General features: G+C 62.4%; 24 protein-coding genes. 22 read left to right on the top strand and 2 right to left on the bottom strand.

All coding sequences use genetic code 11. The annotated features are described in order from the left end of the window. Positions 1 to 255 precede the first annotated feature (255 nt). From B3605_RS13690 to B3605_RS13625, 14 genes are all read left to right on the top strand, one after another. Positions 256 to 777, top strand: coding sequence for a protease inhibitor Inh/omp19 family protein (locus B3605_RS13690; protein ID WP_112429340.1), 522 nt, complete (start codon positions 256 to 258; stop codon positions 775 to 777). Between the two features lie 48 nt (positions 778 to 825). Then, positions 826 to 1,989 carry a cell division protein ZapE gene (gene zapE / locus B3605_RS13685; RefSeq protein WP_112973973.1) on the top strand — a complete coding sequence of 388 codons (1,164 nt, stop codon included), beginning with the start codon at positions 826 to 828 and terminating at the stop codon, positions 1,987 to 1,989. 179 nt (positions 1,990 to 2,168) lie between these two features. Beyond that, positions 2,169 to 3,131, top strand: coding sequence for a malate dehydrogenase (gene mdh / locus B3605_RS13680; RefSeq protein WP_018902317.1), 963 nt, complete (start codon positions 2,169 to 2,171; stop codon positions 3,129 to 3,131). A gap of 40 nt (positions 3,132 to 3,171) precedes the next feature. Then, a complete protein-coding gene (gene sucC, locus B3605_RS13675; RefSeq protein WP_112941427.1) occupies positions 3,172 to 4,365 on the top strand; it encodes an ADP-forming succinate--CoA ligase subunit beta in 1,194 nt (397 codons plus the stop codon). Between the two features lie 16 nt (positions 4,366 to 4,381). Further along, positions 4,382 to 5,284: a succinate--CoA ligase subunit alpha gene (sucD, locus tag B3605_RS13670; protein WP_018902319.1), complete on the top strand. Its 903-nt coding sequence runs from the start codon at positions 4,382 to 4,384 to the stop codon at positions 5,282 to 5,284. A gap of 159 nt (positions 5,285 to 5,443) precedes the next feature. Beyond that, positions 5,444 to 8,428, top strand: a complete 2,985-nt coding sequence (locus B3605_RS13665) for a 2-oxoglutarate dehydrogenase E1 component (RefSeq protein ID WP_112941437.1) — start codon at positions 5,444 to 5,446, stop codon at positions 8,426 to 8,428. 118 nt (positions 8,429 to 8,546) lie between these two features. Then, positions 8,547 to 9,782, top strand: coding sequence for a 2-oxoglutarate dehydrogenase complex dihydrolipoyllysine-residue succinyltransferase (odhB, locus tag B3605_RS13660; protein WP_018902321.1), 1,236 nt, complete (start codon positions 8,547 to 8,549; stop codon positions 9,780 to 9,782). Between the two features lie 165 nt (positions 9,783 to 9,947). Beyond that, a complete protein-coding gene (locus B3605_RS13655) occupies positions 9,948 to 10,421 on the top strand; it encodes a hypothetical protein (RefSeq protein ID WP_112941436.1) in 474 nt (157 codons plus the stop codon). Then, positions 10,418 to 11,170 carry an SDR family oxidoreductase gene (locus B3605_RS13650; protein WP_112941426.1) on the top strand — a complete coding sequence of 251 codons (753 nt, stop codon included), beginning with the start codon at positions 10,418 to 10,420 and terminating at the stop codon, positions 11,168 to 11,170. Before B3605_RS13655 ends, B3605_RS13650 begins: the two co-directional genes overlap by 4 nt. 31 nt (positions 11,171 to 11,201) lie before the next feature. Continuing rightward, on the top strand, positions 11,202 to 11,840 hold the full coding sequence (locus B3605_RS13645) for a LysE family translocator (protein WP_112941425.1): 639 nt from the start codon (positions 11,202 to 11,204) through the stop codon (positions 11,838 to 11,840). A 26-nt stretch (positions 11,841 to 11,866) separates the two neighbouring features. Continuing rightward, positions 11,867 to 13,273: a dihydrolipoyl dehydrogenase gene (gene lpdA, locus B3605_RS13640; RefSeq protein ID WP_037181994.1), complete on the top strand. Its 1,407-nt coding sequence runs from the start codon at positions 11,867 to 11,869 to the stop codon at positions 13,271 to 13,273. 105 nt (positions 13,274 to 13,378) lie between these two features. Continuing rightward, positions 13,379 to 13,654 (top strand): type II toxin-antitoxin system ParD family antitoxin, encoded by a 276-nt coding sequence (locus B3605_RS13635; protein WP_112941435.1) that lies wholly within the window; start codon positions 13,379 to 13,381, stop codon positions 13,652 to 13,654. Continuing rightward, a complete protein-coding gene (locus B3605_RS13630; RefSeq protein ID WP_112941424.1) occupies positions 13,647 to 13,937 on the top strand; it encodes a type II toxin-antitoxin system RelE/ParE family toxin in 291 nt (96 codons plus the stop codon). The genes B3605_RS13635 and B3605_RS13630 overlap by 8 nt, the downstream gene beginning before the upstream one ends. Before the next feature lie 116 nt (positions 13,938 to 14,053). Beyond that, complete coding sequence (locus B3605_RS13625) at positions 14,054 to 14,581, top strand: DUF2867 domain-containing protein (RefSeq protein ID WP_112941423.1); 528 nt, start codon at positions 14,054 to 14,056, stop codon at positions 14,579 to 14,581. Here the strand turns inward: B3605_RS13625 and B3605_RS13620 are convergent. Continuing rightward, positions 14,559 to 15,653, bottom strand: coding sequence for a TraB/GumN family protein (locus B3605_RS13620; protein ID WP_112941422.1), 1,095 nt, complete (start codon positions 15,651 to 15,653; stop codon positions 14,559 to 14,561). The two genes, B3605_RS13625 and B3605_RS13620, sit on opposite strands and share 23 nt — an antisense overlap. Before the next feature lie 86 nt (positions 15,654 to 15,739). Beyond that, complete coding sequence (locus B3605_RS13615) at positions 15,740 to 16,675, bottom strand: tyrosine recombinase XerC (RefSeq protein WP_112941434.1); 936 nt, start codon at positions 16,673 to 16,675, stop codon at positions 15,740 to 15,742. A 142-nt stretch (positions 16,676 to 16,817) separates the two neighbouring features. Between B3605_RS13615 and B3605_RS13610 the strand changes: the two genes are divergently transcribed. The 8 genes from B3605_RS13610 (at position 16,818) to atpD (ending at position 26,402) form a co-directional block, all read left to right on the top strand. After that, the gene (locus B3605_RS13610) at positions 16,818 to 17,765 is read left to right on the top strand and encodes a GNAT family N-acetyltransferase (protein WP_112941421.1); all 948 of its coding nucleotides are present in this window, start codon (positions 16,818 to 16,820) and stop codon (positions 17,763 to 17,765) included. Between the two features lie 21 nt (positions 17,766 to 17,786). Then, the gene (locus B3605_RS13605) at positions 17,787 to 18,932 is read left to right on the top strand and encodes an AAA family ATPase (RefSeq protein WP_296434477.1); all 1,146 of its coding nucleotides are present in this window, start codon (positions 17,787 to 17,789) and stop codon (positions 18,930 to 18,932) included. A gap of 54 nt (positions 18,933 to 18,986) precedes the next feature. Continuing rightward, a complete protein-coding gene (locus B3605_RS13600) occupies positions 18,987 to 21,200 on the top strand; it encodes a primosomal protein N' (RefSeq protein ID WP_112941419.1) in 2,214 nt (737 codons plus the stop codon). A gap of 79 nt (positions 21,201 to 21,279) precedes the next feature. Continuing rightward, positions 21,280 to 21,669 (top strand): DUF4345 family protein, encoded by a 390-nt coding sequence (locus B3605_RS13595; protein WP_112941418.1) that lies wholly within the window; start codon positions 21,280 to 21,282, stop codon positions 21,667 to 21,669. 254 nt (positions 21,670 to 21,923) lie between these two features. Further along, the gene (locus B3605_RS13590) at positions 21,924 to 22,490 is read left to right on the top strand and encodes a F0F1 ATP synthase subunit delta (RefSeq protein WP_026283540.1); all 567 of its coding nucleotides are present in this window, start codon (positions 21,924 to 21,926) and stop codon (positions 22,488 to 22,490) included. Next, a complete protein-coding gene (atpA, locus tag B3605_RS13585; RefSeq protein ID WP_018901475.1) occupies positions 22,490 to 24,019 on the top strand; it encodes a F0F1 ATP synthase subunit alpha in 1,530 nt (509 codons plus the stop codon). The genes B3605_RS13590 and atpA overlap by 1 nt, the downstream gene beginning before the upstream one ends. A gap of 26 nt (positions 24,020 to 24,045) precedes the next feature. Next, the gene (locus tag B3605_RS13580) at positions 24,046 to 24,930 is read left to right on the top strand and encodes a F0F1 ATP synthase subunit gamma (RefSeq protein ID WP_018901476.1); all 885 of its coding nucleotides are present in this window, start codon (positions 24,046 to 24,048) and stop codon (positions 24,928 to 24,930) included. Between the two features lie 23 nt (positions 24,931 to 24,953). Further along, positions 24,954 to 26,402 carry a F0F1 ATP synthase subunit beta gene (gene atpD / locus B3605_RS13575; protein ID WP_018901477.1) on the top strand — a complete coding sequence of 483 codons (1,449 nt, stop codon included), beginning with the start codon at positions 24,954 to 24,956 and terminating at the stop codon, positions 26,400 to 26,402. The last annotated feature ends 26 nt before the right edge of the window (positions 26,403 to 26,428 follow it).

The following is a 26,428-nucleotide window of genomic DNA, read 5'->3' as shown; positions in this document are numbered from 1 at the left end:
GTGCGAGATGATCATCGTTCAATCGTGAAACAGGCGACAGCATTTCCAGAAGAAATGACTGGTCATCACCTTGCTGACAAATTCTATCTTCAGGAAGTTCTCAGCCGTAAAGGTTGAATTGCGCTGTCACAGACCTAGCTCCGTCAGGCAATTCACGGCCATTACGGCTTGATTAACCAAAGTGAAACACGTTCATTCGAAAATAAGCTAATTACTATTTTCATGCGACAAAAGCGGACATTCGGGAGCATTCAGATGCAGTTGCGATATGCGATGACAGGTATGGCGGTTGTTCTGTCACTCGCCGGTTGCCAGCGTACAGCCTATAACGACGCGAGCTACAGCGCAGCGCCGGCGCCTTTGACGGCACAGCCGGTGCCTTCGGTGCAGGGCGGTCAGCTGCCTCCTCCCGGTGGTTCCTCGCAGTTTCCGGCCGCTCCGGCCTCGACGGCGCCGATGGGCGGCGTGCAGGGCGGCGGCGCAATGGCGGCCAATGGCGGCGGCCTCGACGTGACCAAGGAATCGCTGGTCGGCAGCTGGCGGGTCAACGGCTCCTGCGACATGTTCCTGACGCTCACCAACCTCGGCAGCGGTTCGCGCGGCGGCACACGCGGCTGCGTCGGCGAGCTGACGGCGATGGGCTCCTGGGAAGTGTCTGGCAAGCAGGTCCTGCTCAAGGACCGCAACGGCACCCAGATCGGCAGCGTCTACAAGACCGCCGACAACGCCTTCAGCGGCCAGACCAGCAGCGGCCAGCCGATCGCGCTCAGCCGATAAGCGAGCCGGCGGCTCGCTCCGCCGATCTTTTCCAGGCGGATTATCTCAATGCAACCGATGCCAGACTACAGCTTGAGCGTCAGCGAACAATTGAAGTCGCTGACGGCCTCAGGCTCGCTTCAACTCGACTCCGCCCAGATGCATGTGGCGAAATGCCTGGATCGGGTGCTGTCGGAACTCAAGCAGAAGCGTCCGGCGGCGAAATCGAGCGCGCTCGGATGGCTGTTCGCGGCCAAGAAGAAGTCCTCCGAGCCGGTCAAGGGTCTCTACATTCACGGCAGCGTCGGCCGCGGCAAGACGATGTTGATGGACATGTTCTTCGACATGGCGCCGTGTTCGAAGAAGAGACGGGCGCATTTCCACGAGTTCATGGCCGACGTGCACAACCGCATCGCCGCTCACCGGCTGCGGCTGAAGAACGGCGAGACCAAGCAGGCCGATCCGATCCCCGTCGTCGGTGCCGCACTCTATGACGAAGCCGAGCTTCTGTGCTTCGACGAGTTCACGGTGACCGATATCGCCGATGCGATGATCCTGTCGCGGCTGTTTTCCGACCTGTTCGGGCGCGGCTGCGTGCTGGTCGCCACTTCCAACGTCGAGCCGGTCAACCTTTATCGTGACGGCCTCAACCGTGGTCTGTTCCTGCCGTTCATCGATCTCCTCAACAAGCACGTCGAGACCGTGACGCTGGATTCTCCGACGGATTACCGGATGGAGAAGATCGACAGCCTGCCCGTCTACATCACGCCGCTCGACCGTCATGCCGACATGGCCATGGACGCCGCCTGGAACCAGGCACTGCATGGGCGCAAGGCGCAGCCGATCGAGCTGCCGATGAAGGGGCGCTCGATCCATGTGCCGCTCTCCGTCGACCGGCTGGCGCGCTTCACATTCGCCGATCTCTGCGACAAGCCGCTGGGTGCCGCCGACTTCCTTGCCATCTCCGAACGCTTTGATGCCATATTTGTCGATCACGTTCCCATGCTCGGACCCGAGAAGCGGAACCAGACGAAGCGCTTCATCATTTTGGTCGATACGCTCTACGACCATGCGGTGAGGCTCTATATCTCGGCGGCGGCCATGCCTGAGAACTTGTTGACACAAGCGCGTGGTACCGAAGGTTTCGAGTTCGACCGGACGGCATCGCGCCTTTTCGAGATGCGGAGTGCGGAATATCTGGCTCTGCACCACGAGAAACGAGCCGCCGAATAGCAGTTTCATGACAAAAACTCTTACGTTTACGTAATTACTTTTTCTTCTAAACGATTGAAATTGCTGGTCTCAAAATAATCAGTTGCCATTTTTGGCCTTAGGGTCTATGCGATTGCGGCAATTGGGCGCAGCCCTCAGTGCGTCGCCCGACGAATTTTGGTCGCAAAGGAAACACCGAAATGGCGCGTAACAAAATCGCTCTCATTGGTTCTGGCATGATTGGTGGCACGCTGGCGCATCTCGCCGGCCTCAAGGAGCTGGGTGACATCGTTCTCTTCGATATCGCCGACGGCATCCCGCAGGGTAAGGGCCTCGACATCGCGCAGTCCTCGCCGGTTGAAGGCTTCGATGCCAACCTCACCGGCGCAAGCGACTACTCCGCAATCGAAGGCGCAGACGTCTGCATCGTTACCGCCGGCGTCGCCCGCAAGCCGGGCATGAGCCGCGACGACCTGCTCGGCATCAACCTCAAGGTCATGGAGCAGGTCGGCGCCGGCATCAAGAAGTATGCCCCGAACGCCTTCGTGATCTGCATCACCAACCCGCTCGACGCCATGGTCTGGGCGCTGCAGAAGTTTTCCGGCCTCCCGGCCAACAAGGTCGTCGGCATGGCCGGCGTTCTGGACAGTTCGCGCTTCCGCCTGTTCCTCTCCAAGGAATTCAACGTTTCCGTACAGGACGTCACCGCTTTCGTTCTCGGCGGCCACGGCGACACGATGGTCCCGCTCGCACGTTATTCGACGGTTGGCGGCATCCCGCTCACCGACCTCGTCACCATGGGTTGGGTCACCAAGGAGCGCCTGGAAGAAATCATCCAGCGCACCCGTGATGGCGGCGCCGAAATCGTTGGTCTCTTGAAGACCGGCTCGGCCTATTACGCACCGGCCGCTTCGGCGATCGAAATGGCTGAATCCTACCTCAAGGACAAGAAGCGCGTCCTGCCTTGCGCAGCGCAGCTCTCCGGCCAGTACGGCGTCAAGGACATGTATGTCGGCGTTCCCACCATCATCGGTGCCGGTGGCGTCGAGCGCATCATCGAGATCGACCTGAACAAGGCCGAAAAGGAAGCCTTCGACAAGTCCGTCGCCGCTGTCGCCGGCCTGTGCGAAGCCTGCATCAACATCGCGCCGTCGCTGAAATAAGCCGACCGACCGCTGACGCAATCCAAACAGGAATAGATCCATGAACATTCATGAATATCAGGCCAAGGCTCTGCTCAAGGGCTATGGTGCGCCGGTCGCCAAGGGCGTGCCGATCCTCAAGGTCGAGGAAGCCGAAGCTGCCGCCAAGTCGCTGCCGGGCCCGCTCTACGTGGTCAAGAGCCAGATCCACGCCGGTGGCCGCGGCAAGGGCAAGTTCAAGGAACTCGGCCCCGACGCCAAGGGCGGCGTTCGCCTCGCCAAGTCGATCGACGAAGTCGTCGCTCACGCCAAGGAAATGCTCGGCAACACGCTGGTAACTGCGCAGACGGGCGAAGCCGGCAAGCAGGTCAACCGCCTCTACATCGAAGACGGCGCCGACATCGACCGCGAACTCTATTGCTCGCTGCTGGTCGACCGTTCGGTCGGTCAGGTTGCCTTCGTGGTTTCGACCGAAGGCGGCATGGACATCGAAGCTGTCGCCCACGACACGCCCCACAAGATCCACACGATCGCCATCAACCCGGAAGCCGGTGTAACGGCTGACGACGTTGCCAAGATCGTCAAGGCTCTCGAGCTCTCCGGCGCTGCCGCCGAAGACGCCAAGTCGCTGTTCCCGGCGCTCTACAAGGCGTTCGGCGAAAAGGACATGGCGCTCCTCGAAGTCAACCCGCTGATCGTCATGAAGGACGGTCATCTGCGCGTTCTCGACGCCAAGATGTCCTTCGACGGCAACGCGCTGTTCCGCCATGACGACGTCAAGGCGCTGCGCGACGAGACCGAAGAAGACGCCAAGGAAATCGAAGCCTCCAAGTGGGACCTCGCCTATGTCGCTCTCGACGGCAACATCGGCTGCATGGTCAACGGCGCCGGTCTCGCCATGGCGACGATGGACATCATCAAGCTCTACGGCAAGGAGCCGGCTAACTTCTGCGATGTCGGCGGTGGCGCCGGCAAGGAGAAGGTCGCGGCTGCCTTCAAGATCATCACGGCTGACCCGAAGGTCGAGGGCATCCTCGTCAACATCTTCGGCGGCATCATGAAGTGCGACGTCATCGCAGAAGGCGTTGTCGCAGCGGTTCAGGAAGTCGGTCTCAAGGTTCCGCTCGTCGTTCGCCTCGAAGGCACCAATGTCGAGCTCGGCAAGAAGATCCTCAACGAATCCGGTCTCGCGATCACGGCAGCTGACGATCTCGACGATGCCGCCAAGAAGATCGTCGCGGCGATCAACGCCTAATTTGAGGACCTGATAGATGTCTATTCTCGTAAACAAGAATACCAAGGTTCTCGTTCAGGGCCTGACCGGCAAGACCGGTACTTTCCACACCGAACAGGCGCTCGCCTATTACGGCACGCAGATGGTCGGCGGTATCCACCCGAAGAAGGGTGGCGAAACCTGGACCGGCTCGAAGGGCGAAAGCCTGCCGATCTTCGCTTCGGTCGCCGAAGCCAAGGAACGCACCGGTGCCGACGCTTCGGTCATCTACGTTCCGCCGGCTGGTGCCGCTGATGCGATCATCGAGGCGATCGACGCCGAGATCCCGTTCATCACCTGCATCACCGAGGGCATCCCGGTCATGGACATGGTTCGCGTCAAGGCTCGCCTCGACCGCTCCAAGTCGCGACTGCTTGGGCCAAACTGCCCGGGTATCCTGACGCCGGAAGAATGCAAGATCGGCATCATGCCGGGCTCGATCTTCCGCAAGGGTTCGGTCGGTATCGTTTCGCGCTCCGGCACGCTGACCTACGAAGCCGTGTTCCAGACGTCGAACGAAGGCCTCGGCCAGACGACGGCTGTCGGCATCGGCGGAGACCCGGTCAAGGGCACAGAGTTCATCGACGTGCTCGAGATGTTCCTGGCCGACGAAGCCACGACCTCGATCATCATGATCGGCGAAATCGGCGGTTCGGCTGAAGAGGACGCGGCGCAGTTCCTGATCGACGAAGCCAAGAAGGGCCGCAAGAAGCCGATGGCCGGCTTCATCGCGGGCCGTACGGCTCCGAAGGGCCGCACCATGGGCCACGCCGGCGCTGTCGTTTCCGGCGGCAAGGGCGATGCGGAATCCAAGATCGCTGCCATGGAAGCAGCCGGCATCAAGGTTTCGCCTTCGCCGGCACGCCTCGGCACGACGCTGGTTGAAGTCCTCAAGGGCTAAGCCAATCTATACACCGGGCAGGATGCGCTTTGCGTGCTGCCCGGTTCGAACCAAGACTGAGCCGCGGACAGGCGGCTGAACATGAAGATGCGGCAGCCGGTCGATGGGATCGGCAAAATCACAAAGTCAGGAGGCGGGCGGAAGCGTCCGCGTAACACCATGGCACGGCAAGAAGCCAACGAGCAGTTTCAGATCACCTCGTTCCTGGATGGCGCCAACGCTGCTTATATCGAGCAGCTCTATGCGCGCTACGAGGACGACCCGGCATCGGTCAACGAAGAATGGCGCGCCTTCTTCAAGGCGCTGGAAGACAATCCTGATGATGTGAAGCGGGCCGCCAAGGGCGCATCCTGGCGCAAGAAGAACTGGCCGATGCAGGCCAGCGGCGACCTCGTTTCGGCGCTCGACGGCGACTGGGGCGTGATCGAGAAGGTCGTCGAGACCAAGGTCAAGGCAAAGGCTGAAGCAGCCGGCAAGCCGACCGAAGGTGCAGACATCCTGCAGGCGACGCGCGACAGCGTACGCGCCATCATGATGATCCGCGCCTACCGGATGCGCGGCCACCTGCACGCCAAGCTCGACCCGCTCGGCATCGCGGCACCCGTTGAAGACTACAAGGAACTGTCGCCGGAAAACTACGGTTTCTCCGAAGCCGACTACGACCGCAAGATCTTCATCGACAACGTGCTCGGCCTGGAATACGCCACCGTTCGCGAGATGATCGAGATCCTAGAGCGCACCTACTGCTCGACGATCGGCGTCGAGTTCATGCACATTTCGAATCCTGAGGAAAAGGCCTGGATCCAGGAACGGATCGAAGGTCCTGATAAGGGCGTTGCCTTCACCGCTGAAGGCAAGAAGGCGATCCTGTCGAAGATCATCGAAGCCGAAGGCTACGAGCAGTTCCTCGACGTCAAATTCAAGGGCACCAAGCGCTTCGGCCTCGACGGCGGTGAATCGCTGATCCCGGCGCTCGAGCAGATCCTGAAGCGCGGCGGCCATCTCGGCCTCAAGGAAGCCGTGTTCGGCATGGCCCACCGCGGCCGCCTGAACGTGCTTTCCCAGGTCATGGGCAAGCCGCACCGCGCCATCTTCCACGAGTTCAAGGGCGGCTCCTATGCGCCTGACGAAGTCGAAGGTTCCGGCGACGTGAAGTACCACCTCGGCGCTTCGTCGGACCGCGAGTTCGACGGCAACAAGGTTCACGTGTCGCTGACGGCCAACCCGTCGCACCTTGAAATCGTCGACCCTGTCGTCATGGGCAAGGCCCGCGCCAAGCAGGACATGAGCGCCACCGTCTGGGACGGCGACATCATTCCCTTGTCGGAGCGCGCCAAGGTTCTGCCGCTCCTCATCCACGGCGATGCCGCTTTTGCCGGCCAGGGCGTGATTGCCGAAATCCTCGGCCTGTCCGGTCTGCGCGGCCACCGCGTTGCCGGCACGATGCACGTCATCATCAACAACCAGATCGGCTTCACCACGAACCCGGCCTTCTCGCGTTCGTCGCCCTATCCGTCCGACGTCGCCAAGATGATCGAAGCACCGATCCTGCACGTCAACGGTGACGATCCGGAAGCCGTGGTTTACGGTGCCAAGATCGCCATGGAATTTCGCATGAAGTTCCACAAGCCTGTCGTGCTCGACATGTTCTGCTACCGCCGCTACGGCCACAATGAAGGCGATGAGCCGTCCTTCACGCAGCCGAAGATGTACAAGGTCATCCGCGCCCACAAGAGCGTTCTGCAGCTCTACAGCGAGCGCCTCGTTTCCGAGGGCGTGCTCAGCGAAGGCGAAGTCGAGAAGATGAAGGCCGACTGGCGCGCGCATCTCGAGCAGGAGTTCGAGGCTGGCCAGCACTACAAGCCAAACAAGGCCGACTGGCTTGACGGCGAGTGGTCGGGCCTGCGCACGGCTGATAATGCCGACGAGCAGCGTCGCGGCAAGACCGCCGTGCCGATGAAGCAGCTGAAGGAAATCGGCCGCAAGCTGTCCGAGATCCCGGAAGGCTTCCATGCGCACCGCACGATCCAGCGCTTCATGGAAAACCGCGCCAACATGATCTCGACCGGCGAAGGCATCGACTGGGCAACGGCGGAAGCGCTGGCGTTCGGCGGTCTCGTCACCGAAGGTCACAAGATCCGTCTCTCGGGCCAGGATTGCGAACGCGGCACCTTCTCGCAGCGTCACTCGGTTCTCTACGATCAGGAAACGGAAGAGCGCTATATCCCGCTCGCCAACCTGTCGGCGACCCAGGCGCGCTACGAAGTCATCAACTCGATGCTGTCGGAAGAAGCCGTTCTCGGCTTCGAATACGGCTACTCGCTGGCCCGCCCGAACGCGCTGACGCTCTGGGAAGCCCAGTTCGGCGATTTCGCCAACGGTGCGCAGGTCGTGTTCGACCAGTTCATCTCGTCTGGCGAACGCAAGTGGCTGCGCATGTCCGGCCTCGTCTGCCTCCTGCCGCACGGCTATGAAGGCCAGGGTCCGGAGCACTCGTCGGCCCGCCTCGAGCGCTTCCTGCAGCTTTGCGCGGAAGACAACATGCAGGTCGCCAACGTCACGACGCCGGCGAACTACTTCCACATCCTGCGCCGCCAGGTGAAGCGCGACTTCCGCAAGCCGCTGATCCTGATGACGCCGAAGTCGCTGCTGCGCCACAAGCGCGCCGTATCGGGCCTGGCCGAAATGGCCGGCGAGACCTCGTTCCACCGTCTCCTCTGGGACGATGCCGAGGTCATCAAGGACGGCCCGATCAAGCTGCAGAAGGATGCCAAGATCCGCCGCGTCGTGCTCTGCACCGGCAAGGTCTATTACGACCTGCTCGAAGAGCGCGAAAAGCGCGGCATCGACGATGTCTACCTGCTGCGCGTCGAACAGCTCTACCCGTTCCCGGCCAAGGCGCTCATCAACGAGCTCTCCCGCTTCCGCAACGCTGAAATGGTCTGGTGCCAGGAAGAGCCGAAGAACATGGGTGCATGGTCGTTCATCGACCCGTATCTGGAATGGGTGCTTGCCCATATCGATGCGAAGTACCAGCGCGTTCGCTACACCGGACGTCCGGCTGCGGCATCGCCCGCAACCGGCCTGATGTCCAAGCATCTGGCACAGCTCGCCGCGTTCCTCGAGGACGCGCTCGGCGGCTAACGAGAATGAGATCGGGGAGGGAGCGCGCCGCGTTTCCTCTCCGCATTAATTCAGATCCCGGCCGCTCGCGCCGGAACGCCGTCAAACATCACAAAGATCAAAATTCAGGATTTGAACAATGGCCACAGAAATCCGCGTTCCAACTCTCGGTGAATCCGTCAGCGAGGCAACCGTCGGCACCTGGTTCAAGAAGGTCGGCGATGTCATCAAGGCCGACGAGCCGCTGGTGGAGCTTGAAACCGACAAGGTGACCATCGAAGTTCCGGCACCGGCTGCCGGCGTACTTTCCGAAATTGTCGCGCAGGCCGGTGAAACCGTCGGTCTCGACGCGCTGCTCGGCCAGATCGCTGCAAGCGCAGGTGCCGCCGCTGCTGCTCCGGCTGCAGCTGCCGCCCCCGCCAAGGCCGCTGAGCCGGCTCCTGCCGCTGCCGCACCGGTTGCCGCTGCCGCTTCCTCGATGCCGCCGGCACCGGCTGCTTCGAAGATGCTCGCTGAAAACAACCTCTCGGCCGATCAGGTCGATGGTTCTGGCAAGCGCGGCCAGGTTCTGAAGGGCGACGTGATCGCCGCTGTCGCCAAGGGCATCGCGGCTCCTGCCGCTGCTGCTCCGGCAGCCCCTGCCGCCGCACGCGGCCCGTCGACGGTCGAGGATGCCGGCCGCGAAGAGCGCGTGAAGATGACGCGCCTGCGCCAGACGATCGCCAAGCGCCTCAAGGACGCCCAGAACACCGCCGCCATGCTCACCACCTACAACGAGGTGGACATGAGCGCCGTGATGGCACTGCGCGCCAAGTACAAGGACGTGTTCGAAAAGAAGCACGGCGTGAAGCTCGGCTTCATGGGCTTCTTCACCAAGGCCGTCACGCACGCGCTGAAGGAACTGCCCGCCGTCAACGCCGAAATCGACGGCACCGACATCATCTACAAGAACTACTGCCACGTCGGCATGGCCGTCGGCACCGACAAGGGTCTGGTCGTTCCGATCATCCGCGATGCCGACCAGATGTCGATCGCCGAGATCGAAAAGGACCTCGGCCGTCTTGCCAAGTCGGCTCGCGACGGTTCGCTTTCGATGGCAGACATGCAGGGCGGCACCTTCACGATCACCAATGGTGGCGTCTACGGTTCGCTGATGTCCTCGCCGATCCTGAACGCGCCGCAGTCGGGCATTCTCGGCATGCACAAGATCCAGGACCGTCCCGTCGTCGTCGGCGGCCAGATCGTCATCCGCCCGATGATGTATCTCGCGCTCTCCTACGACCACCGCATTGTCGACGGCAAGGAAGCGGTTACCTTCCTCGTGCGCGTCAAGGAAAGCCTGGAAGATCCGGAACGCCTCGTTCTCGATCTCTAAGAGACCGACAGGGCCGCGCGAGCGGCCCTTTTCGCCTCAGCACCGGAACACCTGATGTCGCTGGAACCCGTCCGCTCTTTCTCGAACACCGACGCCGCCGCGCAACCGGCGATGCGGGGGAGTGCATCCGTGATGCGCAAGTTCGGGGTTACGCTTTCGGCCGGCATGCTGGCACTCCTTTGCAGCCAGCCGCTGATGGCGGCCGAGTGCAAGCAGGGCAGCGCCGTCTATACCGATCGCGACGGCGCCTACGAGCTGCGCTTCTCGCCCCTCAATTCCGAAGCGGCGGCGGCGAGCAACCAGTTCAAGATCAAGGTCCTGAAGACGTCGATGGTGCTCGACGGCTACGTCATGCCGTCGGAAGACCCGGATCGCTCGATCGGCATGGTGATGTTCAATTGCCCTGGTGGCGACGTGACCGGTGACGATCTCAATGCCTGCACCATCTGGCAGGGCATGGTCTACGGCATCGATGCCAAGGGCGAGATGAACAATCTGCAGCCGGAAGCGGGTGCGGCGGCCGACAAGATCGTGCTCCCCGGCATCGGTCCGGCCATTCGCGCCTCCTCGATCTGGGGCAAGGGCAAGGCATCGGTCGCGCCCTGGGATGTGCTCGATTTCAAGGAATGTGCGTCATGAGCGACCAACCCGTTCTTCTCGTGACCGGCGGCAGCCGCGGCATCGGGGCCGCGATCAGCCTGCTTGCTTCAGCCAAGGGCTGGCGCGTCGCCGTGAACTATGCCGCCAACAAGGCTGCGGCCGATGAGGTCGTGGCGAAGATCAAGGCCGGCGGCGGGGATGCCATCGCGATCAAGGGCGATGTCGGCGAGGCCTCCGATATCACGCAGATGTTCGAAGCCATCGACCGCCACTTCGGCCGGCTGGACGGGCTTGCCAACAATGCCGGCATCGTCGATGCGCCTGCTCGTATCGACGAGATGTCGGTGGCGCGCATCGAACGGATGATGCGCATCAACATTACCGGCTCCATTCTCTGCGCGGCCGAGGCCGTGCGCCGCATGTCGACCAAACATGGCGGCAAGGGCGGGGCGATCGTCAACATTTCCTCGATGGCTGCGATCATCGGTTCGCCCTCGCAATATGTCGACTACGCCGCCTCCAAGGCCGCGATCGATACATTCACGATCGGCCTGGCCCGCGAAGTGGCGACCGAGGGCGTGCGCGTCAATGCCGTACGCCCTGGGGTCATCGACACCGAAATCCACGCTTCCGGCGGCCTGCCGGATCGGGCGCGCGACATGGCGCCGAGCATTCCGATGCAGCGCGCCGGCACGGCGGAAGAGATCGCCGACGCGGTGCTTTATCTGCTATCCAAAGAGGCATCCTATGTCACCGGCGCGATCCTCAATGTAAGCGGCGGCCGATGATCGGGTTCATCATTTCAAGGGCGGTATGAGCATGCAGTATGTTCTCGAATTTCTCGGCCTGATGGCCGTCTTCTCGATCTTCATCGTCGTGCCGGGCGCCGACTTCGCTGTCATCCTTCGCCAAAGCATCTTGCATGGCCGCCGCGCCGCGATCATGACCGGTATCGGCATGGGCTTCTCGCTGCTCTTCCACATCAGCTACACGATCCTCGGCCTTGGGCTGATCGTGTCGCAGTCGCTGATGCTGTTTGCGATGATCAAGTGGGCCGGTGTCGCCTATCTCGTCTATCTCGGCATCAAGTCGTTTCGCGCGCCGGGCTTCAACGTGGCCGAGATCAAGGTCAGCGAAGAGGATCGCAAGCCGATCTCGGCGCTGCGCTGCCTCGGCATGGGCTTCATCACCAATGCGCTGAACCCGAAGCCGGTACTGTTCTTCCTGTCGCTGTTTTCGACGCTCGTTCATCACGACACGCCCGGCCTCATCCAGTTCAGCTACGGCATCGGCATGGCGACCGCGCTGGTCGCCTGGTTCGCCGCCGTCTCCACCTTCTTCACCGTCAAGGCCGTGCGCGATCGCTTCATCGCCAGCGGCAAGTGGTTCAACCGCATTACCGGCGCCGCCCTGGTCGGCTTCGGCTTCCGTCTCGCGCTCGCCCGCGCGGCGGATTAAGCAAATAACGAAAAGGAAAAGCAACAATGTCCTATGATGTGATCGTTATCGGAACCGGCCCCGGCGGCTATGTCGCTGCCATCAAGGCTGCCCAGCTCGGCCTCAAGGTCGCCGTCGTCGAAAAGCGCGCGACCTTCGGCGGCACCTGCCTGAATGTCGGCTGCATTCCCTCCAAGGCGCTGCTGCACGCGTCGGAAATGTTCCATCAGGCCGGCCACGGCATGGACGCGCTCGGCATCGAGGTCGCGGCGCCGAAGCTGAACCTCGACAAGATGATGGCCCACAAGGATGCCACCGTGAAGTCGAACGTCGATGGCGTCGCCTTCCTGTTCAAGAAGAACAAGATCGACAGTTTCATCGGCACCGGCAAGATCGTCTCGGCTGGTAAGGTCTCGGTTACCGCTGAGGACGGCAAGGTCCAGGAAATCGAAGGCAAGAACATCGTCATCGCCACCGGCTCCGACGTCGCCGGCATCCCCGGCGTGCATGTCGATCTCGACGAGAAGGTCATCATCTCCTCGACCGGTGGCATCGCGCTGGAGAAGGTTCCGGAGACAATGATCGTCGTCGGCGGCGGCGTCATCGGCCTCGAGCTCGGCTCGGTCTGGTCGCGCCTCGGCGCCAAGGTTACTGTCGTCGAATATCTCGACACGATCCTCGGCGGCATGGATGGCGATGTCGCCAAGCAGTTCCAGCGCATGCTCGCCAAGCAGGGCATCGATTTCAACCTCGGCGCCAAGGTCGTCGGCGTCGAAAAGGGCGGCAAGGGCGCGAAGGTCACGTTCGAGCCGGTCAAAGGCGGTGACAAGGTCACGCTTGAAGCCGACGTCGTTCTGGTCGCCACCGGCCGCAAGCCCTACACGGCTGGCCTCGGTCTCGAAGAAGCCGGCGTTGCGCTCGACAATCGTGGCCGCGTCGAGATCGATGGCCATTTCCGCACCAATGTTGCCGGCATCTACGCGATTGGCGACGTGGTGAAGGGCCCGATGCTGGCGCACAAGGCTGAAGACGAAGGCGTGGCGCTTGCCGAAATCCTCGCCGGCCAGCATGGCCATGTGAATTACGACGTCATCCCGAGCGTCGTTTACACGCAGCCCGAAGTCGCCTCCGTCGGCAAGACCGAGGAAGAGCTGAAGGCGGCTGGCGTCGCCTACAAGGTCGGCAAGTTCCCGTTCACGGCAAACGGCCGCGCGCGCGCGATGCTGGCGACGGATGGCTTCGTGAAGATCCTGTCGGACAAGACCACCGACCGCGTCCTCGGCGGCCACATCGTCGGCTTCGGCGCCGGCGAAATGATCCACGAGATCGCCGTGCTCATGGAATTCGGCGGCTCCGCCGAAGACCTCGGCCGCACCTGCCACGCGCATCCGACCATGTCGGAAGCGGTGAAGGAAGCGGCACTGGCGGCGTTTTTCAAGCCGATCCATATGTAAGGCTTTGACATAAGATGCGAAAAGGCCGCGGTTCGAGAGGATCGCGGCCTTTTCGTTTGGCTAACAATAATTGTTAGACCTTGTTTGGTGTGCTATTCTTTCATCATGAAAGCCACCAACATGCGCACCCTTACCATTTCGCTCACGCCGCATCAGGCTGCAAAAATGCAGGATGCGGTCGATGGCGGCGGCTATGCGTCCAACAGCGAAATCGTTCGCGACGCCCTGCGGCTTTGGGAGCAGCGCGAGGAAATCCGGCAGTTGGAAATCGCGCGCCTGAAACGGGCTTATGACGAGGGGATTGCCAGCGGCGAGGGCCGTGAAGTCGACGCCGATGTTCTCCTTGCCGAGCTAAAGGCGGAAAAGCGATCACGTGGGTAAGTACACGCTCAGCCCTCGCGCGGAAGACGATCTGCGGGAGATCTGGCGTTCGATCGCTTATGACAATGAGCGGGCAGCCGACAACCTGTTGCGCCGGTTTTTGGAAAAGTTCGCGCTTGCGGCCTGGCATGTCGAGATGGGGCCTCGCAGGCCGGAGTTGAGCCCCACGGCGCGCATCCTGATCGAGGGGCGCTATGTCGCAGTCTATGAGCCGAGGCCTCACGGTATTCTGGTCGTCACCATCGTCCACGGATCGCGTGAAATCGGCACGTGGCTCAGCTAGAAAGCCGTCGATAGGCGCGGGGCGGCGCGTATTGCCGCAGGGCGATGCAGAGGGCGGTTCGGTGTCGCGGGATGTGCTATGTGTTGCCGGAGGATATTGCCGGAGACGCGTGATCAATGTCGTTGAAGCCAGCCAAACCTTCTAAAATCGCGCCACGCCTGCCGCATCCGGCGCTGCCCTCGGCTGACTGGGCAGACTGCTATCAACTTTCAGTACCGGCTGCGTCATTCGATGCGATCGAGGCTGCCCGGCTGATGCTGGGATACGCGCCGTTCTGGATCAGCAGTTTGATGAGATTGCGTAACCTGATCGTTGGTCCGCTTTTCGGGTTGCGGACGGATGCGCACGATCTGCCGGAAGCAATAGAAAAGATCGGGATATTTCCGGTGCTCTCAAAGACGCAGCGGCAGGTCGTCGTTGGTTTCGATGACAAGCATCTCGACTTTCGCATCGTCATCGACGTCGAGGATTTAGCCGATGGCGAGATGAAACGGGTGAAGGCCACGACTTTGGTCCATCGCAAGATCCTGATCGGACGGATCTATATCGCCGTGATCACGCCGTTCCACAATGTCATCGTAAAGGCGATGATCGCCCATATGGGCAGGCGGCTCGGCGCCCTCAGTTCACCGCCGTCACCGTAAAGCCCTGCTTGCGCAAGAGCTCGATCACGCCACCTTCGCCGGGAAGATGCAGCGCGCCGACGGCCATGAAGACGTTGCCGTTAGCCAGGATCGGGGCGGCGCGTTCGGCCATGATCTTGTTGCGGTCGAGGATGATGCGCTGTTCGAAGGCGGCGTAGTCGCTGCTGTCGTCGGCGCCCTCGGGCGTTACCGTCTTCAGCATCGGCATGGTCATGCCGATATCGCCGGAGAGGTAGAGATCGGTCATGGTCTCGACCACGTCGTTCATCTTCGAGCCGAGCTCCAGCGTTTCGATCAGCGACTTCATGTGGAATTCGGTGGGGAGTTCGGCCATGGCCTGCAGCTGCTCGGCGAGCGTCTCCAGGCCCTTGACCTGCTTGCCGTGAGCGGCCGCGTCGGTGGCGATCTTCTGGTCGAGGAACTGGACGCCCTTTGCCTTGCGGGCCATTTCGCAGGCGGGCAGCGCGACAACGCTCGAGATCATCCAAGGGCGCATGCGCGAGACGGCTGCGAGCGGAATGCCGCGCGTCTTCAGGCCTGCCTCGAGGCGGGTGTAATCCTCGGGCGAGAGCAGCTTTTCGATGGTCGTGCCGTCGGTGAACATCATCAGGTCGGGCTTCATCATCAGCGCCGCCGAGGCCTTCTTCTCGTCGAGGATCTCGTCTGATTCAATCACGATGGTATCGGCGGCATCGTGAGCAGCCTTCGTGCGCGGCGGCAGGTCGAGAACTCGCGGATCGGTGACGTGCATGCTGCCGAGCAGCCAGGACGGCTTGATGCCGGGTTTCTCGATCTTCCAGAAGATGCCCTTGCCGTTCGGCACGGCGTCGGCTTCCTTCACCGCCTGCTCGTAGCGCGCGGGGTTGCTGACCTTCAGGTCGTCGAGGATGTTGCGGCCAGTGCAGCTTGCGTCGTCCGCGGCTGACGCCGGCGAGATGGAAACGAGAGTGGCGATCAGGAGTGCTGCGGCGAGCACATGGACGGCAGCGATCAGCCAGAGCACGATGTTGCCTGGCGAGACGGGGAGCCTTGCTGCCAGCTGCTGGCTGCGGTGGCCGAGGGTGATCGTCATGATGGTGTTCCGGTCACAAAGGATTTGCCACAAGCTTTACGCGCGCGGCTCATCATATTCCTTTAAGAGAAGACGTTAACAAAGGATTACGCCCGGGGATGGGCGCGGTCGTAAACGTCGAGAAGACGTAAGGCGTCCACACCCGTATAGACCTGCGTGGTCGACAGGCTGGCGTGGCCAAGCAGTTCCTGGATGGTGCGGAGATCGCCGCCGCCGGCGAGAAGATGGGTGGCGAAGGAGTGGCGCAGCGCGTGCGGGGTGGCGGTCTCCGGCAGGCCGAAGGCGCTGCGCATCGTGCGCATGGTGCGCTGGATGATCGCCTGCTGCAGCTTGCCGCCGCGCGCGCCGCGAAACAGCGGCTGGTCGGCGCTGAGATGATAGGGGCAGAGCTTTCGGTATTTGTCGACCGCCTCGAAGACGACAGATAGCAGCGGCACAAGGCGGGTCTTGTTGCCCTTGCCTGTTATCCGCAGCGTCGTGGCGCCTGGCGTGAGGTCGCCGGGCATGAGATCGAGCGCTTCGGAGATGCGCAGGCCGCAGCCGTAGAGCAGGGTCATGACGGCGGCGTCGCGGGCGGCGATCCAGGGTTCCTCGTGCAGTTGCGCCTCGTTGCTGACGACGGTGACGGCCTGGGTGTCGGAGAGCGGCTTTGGGAGCGATTTCGGCTGCTTCGGCGAGCGGATGGCGCCGGCGCCGGCGGCGTTTACCAGTCCCTTTTTTTCCAGATAGCGCAGCAGCGAGCGTAGGCCGGCGAGATTGCGGCCGAGCGAGCGGGCGCCGGTGCCGTCGCGGCGGCGGGCGGCGAGGAAGGCGCGGAAATCGGCGGGTCTCAGCGCCTCGATATCCTTCAGCGTCGTCGGGCCGGCGAGATGGCCGGTCATGAAGGTCAGGAACTGGCGGGTGTCGCGCTCATAGGCGTCGAGTGTGTGCTGCGAAAGACGTCGTTCGCCGGCTAGGCTTTGCAGCCAGGCGGCGCGTTCCGCCATCAGCCGCGCGTCGGCCATGATCAGGAGTTCATTCACGTTTCCGCCTCTTGAATTTGCCAGCCAGACCGCCAATTTTGCCTGAGGGACGGTTATGGAATCGCTAACATCGGCCAAGTGCCTGTCATGCTTCGATCATAATAATCGCGATAACTGGTTTCCCAACGAGGCAGGATCTTGCATGGCACGGCGCCAACCTACGACGGCATTCGGACAATTCGCAGAAACGATCGCGCTCGTTTCCCAAGGCAGACCCGGACATATCGTCGACACGCTGATCGCCGAACGCGGACAACGCATCGTCGGCCACCCGCTGTGGCCCGTCATGCGGCCGTTTCTCTATACGCTGCTGCGCTACAACAAGGCGATGACCTTCGCCAACGACATCGCCAACATGCCCGGCTTTCAGTGCTTCGAGTATATGAGTGATCTGCTCAATCTCGATATCGGCGTGACCAATGCCGAGCGTATTCCCGACAAGGGCGGCTTCATTCTGGTCAGCAACCATCCCACGGGGATTGCCGATGGCGTCGCGGTGTTCGACCTATTGAAGACGCGGCGGCCTGACATGATGGTATTCGCCAATCGCGATGCGGTGCGCGTCAATCCGCGCTTTGCCGAGATGATCATTCCGGTCGAATGGCGCGACGAGCACAAGAGCAAGCTGAAGGCGCGCGAGACGCTGCAGCTGACCAATCACGCGGTGCGCGAGGGCAAGGCGACGGTGCTGTTTCCCTCCGGGCGCATCGCCTACTGGGCGAACGGCCGGCTTAACGAGCGGCCGTGGAAGACGTCGGCCGTCGGGCTGGCGCGCAAGTACAATCTGCCGATCCTGCCTGTTCATATGACGGCGCGCAATTCCGGGCTGTTCTACTGGTTCGCCAAGTGGTCGACGGAGCTGCGCGACATGACGGTGTTCCACGAGCTCCTCAACAAGCGCGGCGACCGCTTCGATTTTATCATCGGCGACATGATCCCGGTCGAACATCTTGATGGCGATATCAACGACGTCACGCGGGCGCTGGAGACGCACACCGTCGAGGCGCTGAAGCGCGATGGCGACGCGCGGTTTCAGCCGCTCGTCGAGCCGAGCCTGCCCGAGATGGCCGATGCCCATTCATTTCGCTGAGCGGATGGGGTAAAGCGGGGCATGCAACTCCGCTCCATGTTCGCCCAGAATTACCGGTCGCTCCGCTCGATCCGTATGGATCTGTCGGAGACCTCGCTGTTTCTCGGCGAGAACGGTGTCGGCAAATCCAATCTCTATCGTGCGCTGCAGCTGGTGCAGGCGGCCGTCACCGGGCGGCTGGTGCGCGAGCTTGCGGCCGAGGGCGGCATGTTCTCGGTGCTTTGGTCCGGCACGCGCAAGCAGAATGAAGGGCCGGCGCGGGTGCGGCTCGAGGTCGAGCTTCTGGACGAGGAGCGGGCCGTCACGTTTCGCTACAGGGTCGAGGTCGGCCTGCGTCCGCCGGAGGCGGCTGCCGGCTTTCCGCTGGAGCCACAGGTGAAGGCCGAGGAATTGATCGTCGATCACGGGCGGCCGGTTGTCATGATGAAGCGGGCGGGGCCTGCCATCCAGGTGCGCGATGGCGCCGGGCGAATGCAGGATTATCCGGATCAGGCACTGACGTCGGAAACGGCGATGGCGCTGCTTGGCGATGCCGGGCATTTTCCGGAGATTGCCGCCTTTCGCCGGGTGGTGGCCAACTGGCGCTTCTTTCATGGCTTCCGCACCGACCGCGCCTCGCCGCTGCGCCAGCCCTGCCTTGCCGTGACCGGGCCGATGCTGGATGAGGACGGCGCCAATCTGGCGGCGGTGTTCGCGACGATCAGGCATACGCGGCAGGATACCGTCGATCTCGACCGCGTCGTCGCCTCGGCCTTCGGCGGTGCGCGGCTCGTGGTGCCGGAGCCGGAGGAGACGGCATCGTTCGGGCTCGCTTTTCCCGATTTTCCACACCGGGTGCTCCAGCCGCGTGAATTGTCCGACGGGCAGATCCGCTTCCTCGGGCTGGCGGCGGCGCTGCTGTCCTATCGCCTGCCGCCGCTGATCGCGCTCAACGAGCCGGAAGCGAGCCTGCATCCAGATATGCTTGAGCCGCTGGCGGATATGATCGCGACGGCATCGAAGAGCAGCCAGGTGTGGATTGTCACCCACTCGGCACAGCTGGCGGAAGCCGTGCGCGAGCGCTGCGGCGTCCGGCCGCGCAAGGTGATCCGCGAAAACGGCGCCACCTGGATCGAGGGCATGCGGCTTACCGGCACGATCGCCGGCGAGGACGATGATGACGATTGATAGCGCGATGTCGCGGGTTTCATTTTGGTCTCGTTGCGGGCATGGTCGCGCCCGATGAGCATAGATTCGTCCGACCTCTTTGGCCCGATCGAGCCGCCGCCCGCCGTGCGCACGGTGTCGGTGCTCGTACCCATGCCGGCGCCCAGGCCCTATTCCTATTCGGTGCCCGAGGGCATGGCGGTGGAGCCCGGCTCCGTGGTGCAGGTGCCGCTTGGGCCGCGCCAGGTGATGGGCGCGGTCTGGGAGGGGGGAGACGAAAGCGTCGATCCGAAGAAGCTTCGGCCGATCACCAAGGTGTTCGATTGCCCGCCGCTCTCCAAGGACATGCGCGATTTCATCGACTGGGTGGCGAGCTATACGCTGTCGCCGCCGGGGCTGGTGGCGCGGATGGCGCTGCGTGTGCCGAACGCCTTCGATCCGGAACCGATGGTCGAGGGGTTGCGCTTCGTGGGCGGCGAGCCGGAGCGGATGACGCCGGCGCGCGCGCGCGTGCTCGATGCCGCCGGCGACGGGCTGTCGTGGACACGCATCGGGCTGGCGCATGCGGCCGGGGTTTCGACCAGCGTGGTGGACGGCTTGATCGCCCAGGGGATATTCGAGGCAATCTTTTTGCCGCCGCCGCCGATCGTGGCGAAGCCGGATCCGGATTTCGCGCCGTCGCGGCTCGCCGGTCCGCAGAAGGAGGCGGCTGACGAGATCTTGGAAGAAGTCCGCAACGGTCAGTTCGCGGTGTCGCTGATCGATGGCGTCACCGGTTCGGGCAAGACCGAGGTCTATTTCGAGGCGATCGCCGAGACGCTGAAGCGCGGCAAACAGGTGCTGATCCTGTTGCCGGAGATAGCGCTGACGGCGAGTTTCCTCGAGCGCTTTCAGGATCGCTTCGGGGCGAAGCCCGCCGAGTGGCATTCCGATCTGGCGCCGAAGACGCGCGAGAAGGTCTGGCGGCAGGCGGTGACGGGTGAGGTCCGGGTCGTGGCGGGCGCGCGTTCGGCGCTGTTCCTGCCGTTCGAGGATCTCGGACTGATCATCGTCGATGAAGAGCACGATCCGGCCTACAAGCAGGAAGACCGGGTCTATTACAATGCCCGCGACATGGCGGTCGTGCGCGCCCGGATCGGCGATTTCCCGCTGGTGTTGGTTTCGGCCACGCCATCGGTCGAGAGCCAGGTCAACGGCCAGAGCGGGCGCTATACGACCATCCATCTGCCGACCCGCTTCGGCGACGCGGCGCTGCCGGATCTGCATCTGGTCGATATGCGAAGGCATGCGCCGGAGCGTGGCGGCTTCCTGTCGCCGGTGCTCTTGAGGGCGATCGGCAAGACGGTGGAGAAGAAGCAGCAGGCGCTGTTGTTCCTGAACCGGCGGGGCTATGCGCCGTTGACGCTTTGCCGGGTCTGCGGCCATCGCTTCCAGTGCCCGCAATGCTCCAGCTGGCTGGTCGAGCACCGGTTCAAGCGGCAGCTGCAGTGCCACCAGTGCGGCTATCACCAGCATACGCCCGAGGCCTGCCCGGAATGCGGCACGTTCGATCATCTCGTTGCCTGCGGGCCGGGGGTGGAGCGGATCGCGGAAGAGGTGGAGCGGCATTTTCCCGAGGCGCGGACGATCGTGCTTTCCTCCGACATCATGGGCGGGGTGAAGCGGCTCAGGCTGGAGCTCGACGCCATCGCCAAGGGCGAGGCGGATATCGTCATCGGCACGCAGCTGGTGGCCAAGGGGCATAACTTCCCGCTGATGACGCTGGTGGGCATCATCGACGCCGATCTCGGCCTGGCGAACGGCGATCCGCGCGCCGCCGAGAGGACCTTCCAACTGCTGTCGCAGGTGACGGGTCGCGCCGGGCGTACGGGCCTGAAGAGCCATGGCCTGCTGCAGACCTACCAGCCGCAGCACCCCGTGATGCAGGCGATCGTCTCGGGTGACGCGGGCGCCTTCTACGAGCGCGAGATCGCCGAGCGCGAGCGGGCGATCCTGCCGCCGTTCGGGCGGCTGGCATCGATCATCGTCTCGGCGGAAACACGGCAGGATGCGGAGGGGCATGCGCGCAGCATGCGAAACGCAGCACCGCAGGTGACGGGCATCTCCGTGCTCGGGCCGGCCGAGGCGCCGCTGGCGCTGGTGCGCGGACGCCATCGCTTCCGGCTCCTCGTGCATGGCCGCCGGAACTCCGACATGCAGGCCTACCTGCGCACCATGCTGGCGCAATCGCCGAAAGAGCGCGGCTCCATCCATGTGCAGCTTGATATCGATCCGCAGAGCTTCCTTTAGATCAGGCGATCTCGGGCGTTTGCGGCCTGCCGATATCATGGCATAAGGGCTGCAAATCACAGTGATTTGGGGTCACATCATGGAATTCTACTTTCCGACGGAGCTGGGCGAGCAGCTAGCCTTCGGTGCCGCCGCGTTTACCGCGCTTGCGGGCTTCATCATCATGTTCGCGCCGGGCTATGCGATGCGGCTCTTCGGGATGCAGGTGCGCGAGGGGCGCCGCGACGGTTATGCCGAGCTGCGCTCGATGGGCGGCTTCTATCTCGGCACCGGGCTGGCGGCGATCATGCTGGCGCAGAACTTCACTTATCTGGCGCTTGGCGCGGCGTTTGCGATGGCCGCATTCGCGCGCATCATCTCGCTGCTTTCCGACCGGGGAGGCACTGTCATGAATTATGTACTTCTGGTTGTGCAGGTGGTTTTGGCGGCGCTTCCGCTGGGCTATGTCTTCGGTTTCTTTTCCGCCTGAAACACGCTGATTTTGGAGTGACGGTCTCTGGACCGTGAACGGTTTCGGCATTTTTGCGGCAGAAATCGATGCTAAAATAGGATTACGGCGTTACGCGTGTTGCGAGTCCCGATATCCTATGTTAGACGGACCCCGAATTTCGGAAGAAGCAAGAGGCTTCTCTTGCGATTTCTGGGGGAAATCATAACGAATTCAAGAATTTAAATCAGGCGCCCGCCGGAGGCCGGATTCTTGGGTTGAAATCAGGGAAATTTGTGCCCGTGGCAGACACGTCCCAGCTTACATCTGGTGTTGCAGAGCGATATGCCTCGTCGCTGTTCGAACTGGCGCTTGAGGAGGGTGCAGTCGCGAACGTGACCGCCGATCTCGACCGTTTTCAGGCGATGTTGGACGAGAGCGACGATCTGAAGCGCTTCATCTCCAGCCCGGTTTTCTCGGCTGAAGATCAGCTGAAGACGATCATCGCGATCAGCGAAAAGGCTGGCATCAGCGGGTTCGTTGCAAACTTCCTGAAGGTCGTGGCGCGCAATCGCCGCCTGTTTGCTCTCCCGGGCATGATCAAGGCCTTCCGTGTCATCGCTGCCAAGCAGCGTGGCGAAATTACCGCCGAGGTTACCTCGGCCCATGCGCTCGACGCAGCGCAGGAAACTGAATTGAAGGCGGCGCTGAAGGGCGTCACCGGCAAAGACGTGGCGGTCAACGTCACGGTTGATCCGTCAATTCTTGGTGGTCTGATCGTGAAGGTCGGGTCCCGTCAGATTGATACGTCTCTTCGTACCAAACTCTCTACCCTTAAGCTTGCATTGAAAGAGGTTGGCTGATGGATATCCGCGCCGCGGAAATTTCCGCAATTCTCAAAGATCAGATTAAAAACTTCGGCAAAGAGGCGCAGGTCTCGGAAGTCGGTCAGGTGCTCTCCGTCGGTGACGGTATCGCTCGCGTATACGGTCTGGACAATGTCCAGGCCGGCGAGATGGTCGAGTTCCCGGGCGGCATCCGCGGCATGGCGCTGAACCTTGAAGCCGACAACGTTGGTGTCGTTATTTTCGGTTCCGACCGCGCCATCAAGGAAGGCGATACCGTCAAGCGTACGGGCGCCATCGTTGACGTTCCGGTTGGTCCGGAACTGCTCGGCCGCGTTGTCGACGCTCTCGGCAACCCGATCGACGGCAAGGGCCCGATCAACGCGACCCGCCGTGCGCGCGTCGACGTCAAGGCTCCCGGCATCATTCCGCGCAAGTCGGTTCATGAGCCGATGTCGACCGGCCTCAAGGCCATCGACGCGCTCATCCCGGTTGGCCGCGGCCAGCGCGAGCTCGTCATCGGCGACCGCCAGACCGGCAAGACCGCGATCATTCTCGACGCGATCCTGAACCAGAAGGCCATTCACGATAACGGCCCGGACAGCGAAAAGCTGTACTGCGTCTACGTCGCTATCGGCCAGAAGCGTTCGACCGTTGCCCAGTTCGTCAAGGTTCTCGAAGAACGCGGCGCAATGAAGTACTCGATCGTCGTCGCCGCGACCGCTTCGGACGCTGCTCCGATGCAGTACTTGGCACCGTTCGCCGGTTGCGCCATGGGCGAATACTTCCGCGATAACGGCCAGCACGCTCTGATCGGTTACGACGACCTTTCGAAGCAGGCTGTCGCCTATCGCCAGATGTCGCTTCTGCTGCGCCGCCCGCCGGGCCGCGAAGCTTACCCGGGCGACGTTTTCTACCTGCATTCGCGTCTCCTTGAGCGCGCTGCTAAGCTCTCCGACGAAATGGGCGCTGGCTCGCTGACGGCTCTGCCTGTCATCGAAACCCAGGGTAACGACGTTTCGGCGTTCATTCCGACCAACGTGATCTCGATCACCGACGGCCAGATCTTCCTTGAAACCGACCTGTTCTACCAGGGCATTCGTCCGGCCGTTAACGTCGGTCTGTCGGTTTCGCGCGTTGGTTCCGCCGCTCAGATCAAGGCCATGAAGCAGGTTGCCGGCTCGATCAAGGGCGAACTCGCCCAGTATCGCGAAATGGCCGCCTTTGCCCAGTTCGGCTCCGACCTCGATGCCTCGACGCAGCGCCTGCTGAACCGCGGCGCACGCCTGACCGAACTCCTGAAGCAGCCGCAGTTCTCGCCGCTGAAGACGGAAGAACAGGTCGCGGTGATCTTCGCCGGCGTCAACGGTTACCTCGACAAGGTCGCGGTCAACCAGGTCGGCAAGTTCGAGCAGGGCCTGCTGTCGTACCTCCGTTCCGAAGGTTCGGCGATCCTCGACACGATCCGTAGCGAAAAGGCCATCAGCGACGATACGAAGGGCAAGCTCACCGCTGCCATCGACAGCTTCGCGAAGTCTTTCTCGTAATCGGACCCAGTTAGGACGGATCACGGATGCCTTCACTTAAGGATCTGAAAAACCGGATCGCCTCCGTCAAGGCGACGCAGAAGATCACCAAGGCGATGAAAATGGTCGCCGCGGCGAAGCTTCGGCGTGCGCAGGAGGCGGCCGAGGCCGCCCGGCCCTATTCGCAGCGGATGAGTGCGGTCTTGGCGAACATCGCCAATGCCGTCACCGATGCGGATGGTGCGCCGGCTCTCATGACCGGTACAGGCAAGGATCAGGTTCACCTGCTCGTTGTCTGCACGGCTGATCGCGGCCTCTGCGGCGGTTTCAACTCGCAGATTTCCCGTTTTGCCCGCGATCATGCCCGCAAGCTGACCGCAGAAGGCAAGACGGTAAAGATCTTCACTGTCGGCAAGAAGGGCTACGACAGCCTGCGCCGCGAATTCCTGCCGCTCATCGTCGAGCGCAAGGAACTCCGCGACGTCAAGCGTGTCGCCTTCGAAAACGCCGACAGCATCGGCAAGCGCATCATCGAGATGTACGAAGCCGGTGAATTCGACGTCTGCACGCTCTTCTATTCCGAGTTCAAGTCGGTGATCTCGCAGGTTCCGACGGCACAGCAGCTCATCCCGGCTTCGGCTGGCGAGGCGGTTGCCGAGGACGCGGCACATGCGGGCGCGGTCTACGAATACGAGCCAGATCCGGCATCGATCCTCGAGGATCTGATTCCACGCAACATCTCGGTCCAGATTTTCCGCGCGCTCCTCGAGAACGTCGCCGGCGAAATGGGCGCCAAGATGAGCGCGATGGACAATGCGACGCGTAACGCTGGTGAAATGATCAACAAGCTGACGCTTTCCTACAACCGTCAGCGCCAGGCTCAGATCACCAAGGAACTCATTGAAATCATTTCGGGCGCGGAAGCGCTCTGAGGTAAGGGAAAGAGGGTAAGAAGATGGCTAAGGCAGCTACCCCCAAGAAGGCCGCGGCAGGCTCCGCCGGCAAGGTTACGCAGGTTATCGGCGCCGTCGTGGACGTTGCCTTCGAAGGCGAACTGCCGGCGATCCTGAACGCACTCGAAACCACGAACGGCGGCAACCGCCTCGTGCTCGAAGTCGCTCAGCACCTGGGTGAAAACGAAGTTCGTACGATCGCCATGGACTCGACCGAAGGTCTGGTTCGCGGTCAGCCGGTCTCCGACACGGGTGAGCCGATCACGGTTCCGGTCGGTCCGGAAACGCTCGGCCGTATCATGAACGTCATCGGCGAACCGGTTGACGAAGCCGGCCCGCTGGTCACTTCGGGCAAGCGCGCCATCCACCAGGACGCTCCCTCCTACGTCGACCAGTCGACCGAAGGTCAGATCCTCGTCACCGGCATCAAGGTCGTCGACCTGCTCGCTCCTTACGCAAAGGGCGGCAAGATCGGCCTGTTCGGAGGCGCCGGCGTCGGCAAGACCGTTCTGATCATGGAACTGATCAACAACGTCGCCAAGGCGCACGGTGGTTACTCGGTATTCGCAGGCGTGGGTGAACGTACCCGCGAAGGCAACGACCTTTACCACGAAATGATCGAATCGGGCGTCAACAAGCACGGCGGCGGCGAAGGCTCCAAGGCTGCGCTCGTTTACGGCCAGATGAACGAACCGCCGGGCGCACGCGCTCGCGTTGCTCTCACCGGTCTGACGATCGCTGAAGACTTTCGCGACAAGGGCCAGGACGTTCTGTTCTTCGTCGACAACATCTTCCGCTTCACGCAGGCAGGTTCCGAAGTGTCGGCTCTGCTCGGCCGTATTCCTTCGGCCGTTGGTTATCAGCCGACGCTCGCCACGGACATGGGCGCGATGCAGGAACGCATCACCACCACGACCAAGGGCTCGATCACCTCGGTTCAGGCGATTTACGTCCCCGCCGACGACTTGACCGACCCGGCTCCGGCCACCTCGTTCGCCCACTTGGACGCAACGACCGTTCTGTCGCGCTCGATCGCCGAAAAGGGTATCTACCCGGCCGTTGACCCGCTCGACTCCACGTCGCGCATGCTCGACCCGATGGTTGTCGGCGAAGAGCACTACGAAGTGGCTCGTAAGGTTCAGACGACGCTGCAGCGCTACAAGGCCCTGCAAGACATCATCGCCATCCTCGGCATGGACGAACTGTCGGAAGAAGACCGTCTGGCTGTTGCCCGCGCCCGCAAGATCGAGCGCTTCCTGTCGCAGCCGTTCTTCGTCGCCGAAGTCTTCACCGGTTCGCCGGGCAAGCTCGTTGCGCTCGAAGACACGATCAAGGGCTTCAAGGGCCTCGTCAACGGCGAATATGATCACCTGCCGGAAGCAGCCTTCTACATGGTCGGCTCGATGGAAGAAGCCATCGAAAAGGCCAAGAAGCTCTCCGCAGCCGCTTGATGCATTCACTTACGGCGCGCAGGGAC

It is taken from the genome of Rhizobium sp. UBA1881 (assembly GCF_002338015.1).
Lineage (GTDB): Bacteria > Pseudomonadota > Alphaproteobacteria > Rhizobiales > Rhizobiaceae > Rhizobium.
The sequence above is the reverse complement of the archived record's forward strand: the minus strand, read 5'-3'. Positions and strand labels throughout refer to the sequence as shown.